Origin of the sequence: Rhodococcus sp. NPDC076796, assembly GCF_040702765.1 — a bacterium.
Classification (GTDB): Bacteria; Actinomycetota; Actinomycetes; order Mycobacteriales; family Mycobacteriaceae; genus Rhodococcoides.
The window spans coordinates 173,688-186,104 of the sequence record NZ_JBFBMS010000007.1; the positions used below are offsets into that span (position 1 = coordinate 173,688).

Annotated in this window: 1 protein-coding gene; it reads right to left on the reverse strand. The window is 63.1% G+C overall.

Translation table 11 applies throughout. The features are described 5' to 3' along the window. Window positions 1–126 precede the first annotated feature (126 nt). Window positions 127–12,273 (reverse strand): amino acid adenylation domain-containing protein, encoded by a 12,147-nt coding sequence (locus AB0366_RS20805; protein ID WP_366245602.1) that lies wholly within the window; start codon window positions 12,271–12,273, stop codon window positions 127–129. Window positions 12,274–12,417 lie beyond the last annotated feature (144 nt).

Sequence of the window (12,417 nt, forward strand, 5' to 3'; positions counted from 1 at the left end):
CGCCCCGTCCTGCCGGCCGGAGACGTGCAGGACGCGGATCGCTGTCCGAATAGATCTGCGACGTTCTGTTCCGCGTGAGTGCGCGCTACAGCGCTCGACCTAGCAGCTCCGTACGGCCGTTCCCCGTCATCCGACCTTTCCCCGCAGGTAGTCGTTCAGAACGGGGCCGATTTCGGCGAAAGCAGACGCAGACGCCATGTGCCAGTGGGTCGAATGCACCCCGGTCACGGTGACTTCTCCGGCCACGGCATCGGACCAGGTCGATACTCCGATGCTCCCGGAGGGATCGTCGACCACCGATGCGTAATACGCCAATCGCCCCTCGAACAGAGGGGGCTCGTACACGTTCGCCAACTCGACAGAACGACCGATCACCTCCACTATTCGTTCGACACGAGATGTCGACATCGTGTCGAACGGAGCCGGCATCGTACGGAGCAGATCGACCACGGACTCCACCGAGAACTCGAAATCCTCGGAATCCGAGGGCGAATCGATGCCGAGCCCTCCCAAGATTTCGCCCAACGTAACGGGATTCTCGGCCACGTGCTCGGTCTTGTTCAATACGAAGGAATCCATCATTGCCAGTGTGGCAACCTCCTCGCCCTCGTTCTGCAACTCGACTGCCATCGCGTGCGCGATGAGCCCACCCAACGACCAACCGATCAGGTGATACGGCCCGCACGGTTGTATCTCCCGGATCTTTCCCACGTAGAACGAGGCCCAGGCCTGTATCGAGTTCGGGATTTCGGTTTCCGTCGAGAACGCAGGTGACTGCAGACCATAGATCGGCCGCTCGGTGTCGATATGTGGAACGAGGCCCCCGAAAGGCCAGGCCAATCCGGCAACAGGGTGGACGCAGAACAACGGCGTGGCATCCCCGCCTGCGCGCAGGCAGATCACAGTTTCGAGGCCGGTTCCTCCGCCGGTCGTCGATGAACTCGATATCGCCGTGATTCGCGATGCGATCGCACCGACGGAAGAATCGGCGAACATCCACGAGACCTGCGCTCGTGCACCGTCGATCGCCGCGTTCAATCTGGACACCAGTTGTACAGCGAGGAGGGAATTGCCTCCCAACGAGAAGAAATCATCATCCAACCCGACGCGCTCGACACCGAGAACGTCTGCGAACACTGCCGCCACCGACTCCTCCACCGCTGTGGTCGGAGCACGGAAATCACGTACCTCGAACACCGGATCCGGCAACGCCCGCCTGTCCAGTTTGCCGTTCGCGGTCAACGGCAGTTTCTCCAACACGGACACTGCATCGGGAATCATGTATCCGGTGAGAAATCCGCCGACGAACCGGAGAAGCACTGTCGTATCGGGGATGAAACCTGCACGGGGAACGACGTATGCGATCAAGCGCTCGCCGAGTCGGCCGTCCGTATGGATGTGGGCAACCGCTCGCGCCACCGACTCGTGACGCTCGAGTGCCGCCTCGATCTCGCCGAGCTCGATCCGGAAACCCCGCAACTGCACCTGCCCATCGGAGCGGCCGACGTATTCCAGATCGCCCGCGGCAGTGATGCGCGCGACGTCACCGGTGCGATAGAGCCGCTCTCCCGAAGCGGCGAACGGGTCGGCCACGAAACGAACGGCATCGAGATCCGGTCGATTCGAATAACCCCGAGCCAGCTGTCGCCCCGAAACGTAGATCTCTCCCGGCACTCCCGCCGGAGCGGGCCTCAACCTCGGATCCAACACGTAGACACCCAATCCGGGGATCGGGTCGCCGAGTCTGCTCGATACGGACCTACGCACCGAATTCTCGTCGAGTGGCAGATGAGTGACATGCACCGTCGTCTCGGTGATGCCGTACATGTTCACCAACTCGACCTGCCGTCCGTGCCTGTCGTACCAGGGCTGCAGACGCGCAGGATCGAGGGCTTCGCCACCGAAGATGATGTAACGCAAAGACAGTTCACCTACGGCACCGTCATCGATGCGGTCCGCTTCGATCAGCTGATAGAACGCCGACGGGGTCTGGTTCAGGACCGTCACCTTCTCACGCGCAACCAATTCGAGTGTCGCCTCGGGCGAACGGGAGGTCAAGAAATCGACCACGACAACACGCCCACCGGACAACAACGGTGCCCACAACTCCCACACCGAGAAATCGAAGGCGAACGAATGGAACATCGTCCACACGTCGTCGCGGTCGAACCGATACAGCCCATCGGTGTTGTGCAGCAATTCCGCCACGTTGCGGTGGGAGACACGAACACCTTTGGGCATACCGGTGGATCCGGAGGTGTAGATGACGTACGCGGTGTTGTCCGCACGCAACGACACTCGCCTCTCGGCATCGACGATCGGCGACGAATCACGCTCGGAGTCCGAGCAGTCGTCGACGAACAACACCGGCACACTCGATGCCGGGACCCGATCCTGCACCTCGGCGGTCGTCAACACGGCCACCGGCCGTGCATCGGCAAACATGAACTCCAAGCGCTCAATCGGATAAGTGGAGTCGATCGGTAGGTAACCCGCACCGGACGTCAGCACCGCCACCAGAGCCACCACCAGGTCCGCCGATCGCGGCAGGGCGACCGCAACCAACGTCTCCGTACCGGCACCGGCAGCGATGAGCTCGCGGGCCAACCCATTGGCGCGAGCGGACAACTGGCCGTACGACATCGAGACACCGTCGAACGTCACCGCCACAGCGGCAGCATCGTAGGACACCTGCTCCTCGAAGCGCGCGACGATGTCGGTGAACTGCATATCGGGGACAGCCGGCCGTACTCGATCGGTCAGGCGAGCGCTGTCCGCAGGGTCCATGATCGCGATATCGCCGACCGCCACCGAGTCATCGCGAGACACCGACTCGAGTACCCGCACGAACATGTCCGCGAACGAACGCACCGTCGACTCGTCGAACAGGTCGGCCGCGTAGTCGACGCCCACGAGCCAGCGACCGTCGTCAGCGGCATTGTCTGCGACGGTGAACTGCAGATCGAACTTCGCAACGCCGGTTTGTGCCTCGACGGCCTCGATGTGCAGACCGGGCAACGCGATCGACGCACGCTCGTGATTCTGAAACGCCAACAACACTTGGAACAGCGGATGATGTGCAGCCGACCGAGGAGGCGAGACAGCATCGACGATCGACTCGAAAGGAACATCCGCATGCTCGAACGCGTCCAGATCCACGGCCTTGGTCAACTCGAGGTGCGTCGAAAAGGGCCGACCCGGAACGTAATCGGATCTCAACACCAACGTGTTGACGAACATCCCCACCAGATCGTCCAACGCGGCATCACCGCGACCGGAAATCGGCGTCCCCACAGTGACGTCGTCCGTACCCGACAACCGAGCCAGCACCACCACCAACGCCGCGTGAGCGGCCATGAAGGTGGTGGCACCGTGCTTCCGGGCCACTTCCGCTACTCCCCCGACCACATCGGCCGGGACCTCCACTGTCAACGAACCGCCGCGATGGGAAGCCTCGGCCGGGCGCGGCCGGTCGGATGGCAACGTCAATTGCGCCCCAGCACCGGACAACGTCGAAACCCAGTAGTCGAGATGGCGGCGCATCGCCGAATCGGTGTCATCCGCCGAACCCAACGCCTTCAACTGCCACAGCGTGTAATCGGCGTACTGCACCTCGAGCGGCTCCCACTGCGGCGCACGCCCCGCAGCGCGCGCAACATACGCAGTCATCACGTCGCGGGACAACGGCCCCATCGACACTCCGTCGGCGGCGATATGGTGCGCCACTGCAGCCAGAACCGCGTGCGGTTCCTCCGTTGGCGAATCCGCGACTTCGAACAACCGAACCTTGAACGGAACCTGAACGCTGACATCAAAACCAGCAGAACAGAACTCGGCCAATTCCGAAAAAATCCTCGACGACGACACAGTGCTGACCGTGAATATCGAGGCCACATCGACCGACCCGAGGATCCGTTGGAACCCGACACCACCGACCTGCGGGTAGACCGTCCGCAACACCTCATGTCTGTCGACGACATCGGCCACCGCGGCACGCAGGGCCTCCACGTCCAGCACACCAACCACCCGAAGCGCCACCGGCACGTTGTCGACACCGGACGACGAATCCAACTGATTCAAGAACCACATCCGCTGCTGGGCCAACGACAACGGAACCCGCTCCGGACGCTCCTGCACCGTCAACGGCACACGAATCTCACCCGACCCCGACACCACCCGAGCAGCCAACCCCTCCACCGTGGAGGCCTCGAACAACATCCGCAGCGGCACAACCGAATCCAGGGCTGCACCCAATCTCGACACCACCCGAGCGGCTATCAACGAATTACCACCCAGAGCGAAGAAATCGTCATCCAACCCGACCCGCTCCACACCGAGAACATCCGCGAACACCGAGGCCACCGACTCCTCGACCGTGTTGGTCGGCGGTCGAAAATCACGCACCTCGAACATCGGATCCGGCAACGCCCTACGATCCAACTTGCCATTCACGTTGAGCGGGAGTGCATGGAGCACCACGAACGCCGACGGCACCATGTACGACGGAAGCACACCACCGAGCGAAGACCGCACCACCTCGGTATCGATCGACTCCCCGAGGGCCGGCACCACATACGCAGCCAACGACTCACCCACCGGTGACGCCGACACCATGACGACAGCTCGAGAGATAGAACTCAGCGCCGTCAACGCAGTCTCGATCTCCCCCAACTCGATTCGCAAACCACGAAACTTCACCTGCAGGTCCGAACGCCCGACGAACAACAACTCGCCGTCCCGGGTACGACGCACGAGGTCGCCGGTGCGATACAGACGCGACCCATCGGCAGCGAACGGATCGGCCACGAACCGCTCCGACGACAGATCGGGACGCCCCACATAGCCACGTGCCAACTGGACACCCGCCATGTACAACTCGCCCACCACACCCGCAGATACCGGGTGCAAACGAGAATCCAACACATGAAATCTCGTGTTCCACACAGGATCGCCGAGTGGCACCGTCCCACGGTCACGCGCCTGAACCCGTCGTGACAGCACCTGCACCGCCGTCTCGGTCGGACCGTAGACATTGCGAACCGATGAACCACTGGTGTCCGCGAACTGCGCCGCCACCGACGCAGGCAACGCCTCACCACCGACGACGGTCAAGCGCAACGAATCTGTTGCACCCGGCCCGATCCAGTCCAGAATCGCTTCGAGGACCGACGGCACGAACTGGACGACCGTGATCGAGTCCGCCTGCACCACCGACGCCAGATAGGCAGGATCCCGATGGCCATCAGGCTCAGCGACGACCAGCAACCCACCGACACGCAATATCGACAACAACTCCCACACCGATGCATCGAAGGTCAACGGCGTCTTGAGCAGGACCCTGTCCGCGCTCGTCAACTCGAACTCCGACTCCAGCCAGGCAAGCTGGTTCACGATCGACCGATACGTGACAACAACACCTTTCGGCCGTCCCGTCGAACCGGAAGTGAACAGCACATACGCCGCATTGTCCGAATCGAGCGCACCGCACCGATGCTCCGGTCGAATCGGCCCCGGAGAAAAACCGCCCAGGTCGAGCTCATCGACATAGACGATGGGGATACCGAAACGCGCATCGGTACAACCGTCACCCCGGTTGGCGAGGACCATCACAGCCCCGGATTTGCCGAGGGTGTACCCCACTCTGTCAGCAGGCTGCTCCGGATCGACCGGAACGTACGCCCCACCCGACATCAAGACCCCCAACACCGCCACAACGGAATCGGCCGAGCGCTTCATAGCGATCCCCACCCGCACCTCGGGACCGACACCCTCCGAGATCAGGAACCGAGCCAACCGATTCACCCGAGCAGCAAGCTCACCGTAAGACACCACGGTGTCACCGAACTTGACAGCCGCTGCGCCGGGAGTCGCGACCGCCAGAGCCGAGAACGGATCGAGAATCGGATCGTCCTCCACCCGAACTCGGTCACCAGCACCGGCAGATACGGAAACATCCTCCGCACCCACGAGTTCGACGTCCCCGACGACCACGCGCCCATCCGAGGTCACCGCCTCGAGCATTCTGACCAATTGCTCACCCACCGACACCATGGTGATCTCATCGAACAGATCGGCCGCATAGACCAATGAGACACTCAACCCAGTCGAATCCCCCTCCTCGGAAACCAACTCGGAGAACGTGATCTGAATGTCCATCTTGGCCATCACCGCATCGAGATCCACTCCCGACACCGTCAGCCCCGGCACATCGATACTCACCTGTTCCTGATTTTGGAACGCGAACATCACCTGAACCAACGGCGGCACCCCCGGACGTCGGGGCGGGTTCAGGACTTCGACGATCCGCTCGAACGGAATTTCCGCATTCTCGAAGGCATCGATATCGGACTGCCGGACAGCAGCCAACAACTCGTCGAACCGCACCGCAGAATCGACACGGGTCCGCAGCACCAACGTGTTGACGAACATTCCGACCAGATCATCGAGCGCTGCATCGCCTCGCCCTGCAATCGGTGTTCCGACAGCAACATCCGACGATCCGGTCAGTCGGGCAAGCACAGCCGACACAGCAGCATGCAGAACCATGAAGACCGTGGCCCTGTGTTCACCGGCGACCGCAACGATTCGCTCGTACAACACTCCGCCGATCACGAAACGGTGGCAGGCACCACGACCCGACATGGCAGCAGGTCGCGGCCGATCGATCGGCAACTCCAACACACCCGCAAAGCCGTCGAGTGTTTCCTTCCAATACTGCTCCTGCCGCGACAGCAGCGAATCCGGATCATCGGCCGAACCCAACACCTTCGACTGCCACAGCGTGTAATCCGCATACTGCACCTCGAGCGGCGCCCACTGCGGCACCTCACCCGCAGCACGCGCAAGATACGCAGTCATCACATCACGCGACATCGGCCCCATCGACACACCATCGGCCGAAATATGATGCGCCACCAACGCCAACACGTATTCGGACACCGAACCCGCCGCATCGACAACCTCGAGCAACCGAACTCGGAACGGTACCTCCACCGTCACATCGAAACCGGCAGAACAGAACTCGACCACGACATCGACCACGTCCGCAGGAGCAACCCGCTCCACCGAGAACAACGAACCCACTTCCCCCACCCCCAACACCTGCTGATAACCAACGCCATCAGCCTGCGGATACACCGTCCGCAACACCTCGTGTCGACCCACCACATCGAGAACCGCGGCACGCACTGCCTCGACGTCCAGCACACCAGCCACCCGAAGCGCCGCCGGCACGTTGTCGACACCGGACGACGGATCCAACTGATTCAAGAACCACATCCGCTGCTGGGCCAACGACAACGGAACCCGCTCCGGACGCTCCTGCACCGTCAACGGCACACGATTCCCACCTGCCCCCGACACCACCCGAGCAGCCAACCCTTCAACCGTGGAGGCCTCGAACAACATCCGCAGCGGCACAACCGAATCCAGGGACGCACCCAACCTCGACACCACACGCGTTGCAATCAGTGAATTACCACCCAGAGCGAAGAAATCGTCGTCCAACCCGACCCGCTCCACACCGAGAACATCCGCGAATACCGACGCCACCGCCACTTCCACCGCCGTTGTGGGAGAACGGAACTCACGCGCCTCGAAGACCGGTTCCGGCAGCGCCCTTCGATCGAGCTTGCTCGCGGGATTGAGTGGGAGGGCATCGAGCATCACGAACGCCGACGGCACCATGTACGAGGGAAGCACACCACCGAGTGCTGACCGCACCTCCTCGGTATCGATCGACTCCCCTGGGGTCGGCACCAGGTAGGCCGCAAGCAATTCGCCGGCGGCCGCCGGCGCAACCACGACCACGGCCTGACTGATGGGGGTGATACCGATCAGCGCGGTCTCGATCTCTCCCAATTCGATCCGCTGGCCACGGAACTTGACCTGAAAGTCGGTACGCCCGATGTACTCGATTCGGCCGTCCCCCAGCATCGACCATCGCACCAGGTCGCCCGTTCGGTACATGCGGGCTCCGCCCTCCCCGAGCGGATCGGCCACGAACCGCTCGGACGTGAGGTCCGGGCGCGAAACGTACCCGCGAGCCAACTGCACGCCGGCCAGATACAGCTCACCGGGCACACCGGCAGGAACCGGTCGCAACCGCGAATCCAGCACGCGCACAACTGTGTTCCACTCCGGGACACCGATCGAGACCGAGCCGTCGCCAGTCGCTTCGACGTCGTCCGAGACATCCCGAAAGGTCACCGACACCGCCGCTTCGGTCGGGCCGTAGAGGTTGTGAACTCGCGCCCCGGTGACCGCTCGACAGGCCGCCACCGTTCGAGCAGGCAGCGCCTCACCGATGACGAATATGTGCCGCAGCGTGGATATCGACTTCGCAGAAACGGATTCTGCGAAGACGGTCAACATCGACGGTACGAAATCGGTCACGGTCACTCGATGCCGAGAGATCGAGTCGGCGATGACGTCGACCTCGCGCTGCGCGCCCGGTGGGGCGATGATCAGCTGCCCACCGGTCCGCAGCGGAAGGAAGAACCCCCACAGGGACACGTCGAAGGTCGTGGCTGTCTTCTGTAGATACACGTCCGATTCATCGAGTCCGTATTCGTCTGCCATCCAACGCATCTGGTTGACGATTGCCCGGTGCGCGACGGCGACACCCTTGGGTCGGCCGGTCGAGCCCGAGGTGAACAGCACGTAGGCGAGATCGTCGGGGCGGGGGCGGGTGAAATCGGCACCGACTCGCTCCGCGGGTTCCATCCGATCGATCGACAGAACCGGCACGTCGCGACCGGACATGAAATCGTCTCGGCTGGTGGACAGTACGGCCATCGGGTCCGCAGTGGCGAGGATGTGGTCGTTTCTCTCGGACGGCTGATCCGGATCGAGAGGGACATAGGCGGCACCCGTACGCAGTACCGCATACATACCGACGAGGAGTTCGATCGACCGTCGCATTGCGAGTCCGACCAGCGTGCCCGGGCCTGCACCGTCCTCGTTCAGCCGCTCCGCGAGAACATCGATGCGAGAGGCGAACTGTGCGTATGTGAGCCGCTCGTCTCCGAACACCAGGGCCACAGCGTCCGGCGTGGCGGCGACCTGACGGTCGAAACCGTCGAGCAGCAGTTCGTCACCTGGTACATCCGCGTGATGGGTGTCGTTCCACTGCTTCAGGATTCGGTATCGTTCGTTCTCCGGCAGTATCTCGTGGTCGCCGATCGAAACCTCGGGATTCTCGGTGACCGCGTCGAGCAACGCGACGAGCCGCTCCCCGAAGGAGACGACGGTGCCGGCATCGAACAGGTCGGTCGCGTAGAGCAGTTCGCCGACGAGTCCACCCGACGACTCCGTGACCGTGACCTGTAGATCGAACTTGGCCGAGAACGCAGCGGACCCGAAGCGCGAAACCGTCAACCCGGGAAGCTCGAACGTCCCCTCGGAGAAGTTCTGGAAGAACAGAGCGACCTGCACCAGGGGGTGTCGGTTCTGCGATCGCACCGGATCGAGCACCTCGACCAGACGCTCGAACGGCACGTCTGCGTTCTCGAACGCCTCCACGTCCGACGAGCGCACGTCCTCGAGTACCTGCGCGAAGGATCGACCGCCTTCGACATCGGTTCGCAACACCACCGTGTTGACGAACATGCCGACGAGATCGTCCAGTTGGGCCTCACCGCGACCACCGACAGGGGCCCCGACCGCGATATCGGGAGAACCGGACAGCCGCGCCAGCAATACCGCAAGAGCGGCGTGCACCACCATGAACGGCGTCGCGTCATGGCCACGTGCGAGTTCGAGGACACGCGAATACGTCTGGGCATCGACGGTGAACTGCGCCAGTTCGCCCCGTCCGGACGCCACGCGTGGACGTGCTCGATTCCATGGCAACTGCAGTTGCTCCGGAGCACCGGCCAACTTTTCTCTCCAGAAGCCGATCTGCCGGGAGATCAGGGAGTCGGGGTCGTCCGCGGAACCGAGCATGTCGTACTGCCACAGCGTGTAGTCGGCGTACTGCACCGCCAACGGAGTCCAGTCGGGTGCGGCCCCGGCTGTTCGAGCCGCATAAGCGATCATGACGTCCCGCGAGAGCGGAGCCATGGACAACCCGTCTGCGGAGATGTGGTGGGCGACGAAGGCCAGAACGAACTCCGGCTCCGTGCCGACCGGATCGGTGATCTCGAAAAGAGTCACGCGGAACGGGATCTCGGTCGTGACGTCGAAACCCCGCGTCAGGAATTCCCCAACTGAGTCGATCGCAGAGTCCCGTGCCGTCTCGGCCGACTCCACGGTGACCTGGACCTCGGACGGGTCGAGGACCTGTTGGAATCCTGTCCCGTCGAGTTCCGGATAGACGGTACGGAGCGACTCGTGCCGAACGATCACGTCGGCGATCGCCGCGCGCAACGCGTCGACGTCGAGGGCACCCGTCAGCGCGAGGGCAACGGGCACATTGTTCATCGCCGACGCAGTGTCGAACTGGTTGAGGAACCACATGCGCTGCTGCGCGGGCGAGAGCGGAATGTGCTGCGGGCGTGGCCTCGAGGAATCCAAAACCGTCAGGGCGTCGGCCTCGGTGCTGTCGATCGCCGCGGCCAACGACTCGACGGTGGCGTTGTCGAACAATGCCCGCGGTCGCACTCGGCGCCCGAGGGCTGCGCCGATGCGCGCAGCGGCCTGCGTCGCAAGGAGCGAGTTGCCACCCAGCGAGAAGAACTCGTCGTTGGACCCCACCTCTTCCACGCCGAGCAAGTCGGCGAAGACGTCGGCCACGGCGATCTCGGTCGGAGTCGTCGGAGCGCTGAACTCGCGCACGGCGAACACCGGTTCCGGTAGTGCACTTCGATCGAGCTTGCCCGCCGGTGTCAGTGGAATCGACTCGAGTACCGTCAGCGTCGTCGGCACCATGTGGGCAGGCAAGTACCTCTTCGCTGCGTCCAGGACCTCATCGACGTCGAGTTTCACCCCCGCGTTCGGCAGAACGTAGCCGACCAGTTCGGTCGCACCGGAGTGACGTCGATATCCGACGGTCACGGCGAAGTCGACCCCGTCCACGGCCGCGAGCACTGCGTCGATCTCCCCGAGTTCGATGCGAAAGCCGCGAAGCTGAATTTGCGCGTCGTTGCGACCGACGTACTCCACCACGGGTCCGCCGTCGCCCTGTCGCCACCGAACCAGGTCGCCGGTTCGGTACATTCGCGAATGGGACGCATCCCCCTCTACCGCAAAGGGATTGGCGACGAACCGTTGCGCCGTGAGCCCCGTGCGCTCCAGATAGCCGCGGGCCAGACCCGGCCCACTCATGTACAACTCACCCACCACACCCACCGGAACCGGCCGGAGTCGGTCGTCGAGCACATGACTGGCCATACTCTGTGTGGGAGAGCCGATGTCGACCGCCCCGCCGGAGACGAGTGGGACGGACAGACTGCAGATGACGGTCGTTTCGGTAGGACCGTAGGCGTTGTGGAACTGCCGACCGCGGGCCCACCGTCCCATCAGCTCCGCGGTGAAGGTCTCCCCACCGACGGCGAGCGCGCGAAGTTCGGGAAGGTCGCCGGAATTCATGGTCGTCAGCGCGGCAGGCGTGATGATCGCGTGAGTGACTCGATGCTCCGCCATGATCTCGGTCAATTCCGTGCCGCCGTAGATGCCCGACGGAACGATCACCATCATCGACCCGTTCACGATAGAGATCAGCATTTCCAACACGGAGGCGTCGAAACTGGGTGAGGCGAAATGCATGGTGCGAGAGTCACCGGAGGTCTCGAACGTGCCGGAGACGGTGGCGGCGAGCGGGGCAAGCCCGGCGTGCGTGACCGCGACCCCTTTCGGCCTTCCGGTCGACCCGGACGTGTAGATCACATACGCCAGATTGGCGGGACTCGGTTGAGCCACACGGTCCTGCGGTGCGATCGGCTCTGCAGACAACTGCTCGAGGTGCCGCTTTTCCTCGATCCCGTCCACTGCAATCCACGACACTCCGTCGGGCAGCTCGGCCACCTTGTCGGACGTCGTCAGTCCCCATCGAACACCGGAGTCGGTCACCATGTGCTCGATCCGCCCGGGCGGATAGCGCAGATCGATCGGCAGGAAGGCTCCGCCAGACTTTGCGACCGCCCATACCGAGGCCACAGACTCGATGGATCGATCGAGCGCGATCGCCACCAGGTGGTCCGGTCCGACGCCGTGAGAGATCAACAGTCGAGCCAACTTTGACGACTGCCCGTCGAGTTCTTCGTACGTAACCGACGTTTCGCCGAAAACGAGCGCGGTACCCGTCGGATTCTTCTCGACCGCCGCCGAGAGCAACGCCGGCAGGGTAGGAACCCGTGTGGGTCGGCTACGGCCCGGTTTCGGACGCTGTTTGCGTCCATTCGGTCGCTTTGCCTTACCGGACGTACTGGTCCCAGACCGATCCGAACTCACTGAACACTCCTCATCGGCGGCGCTCCG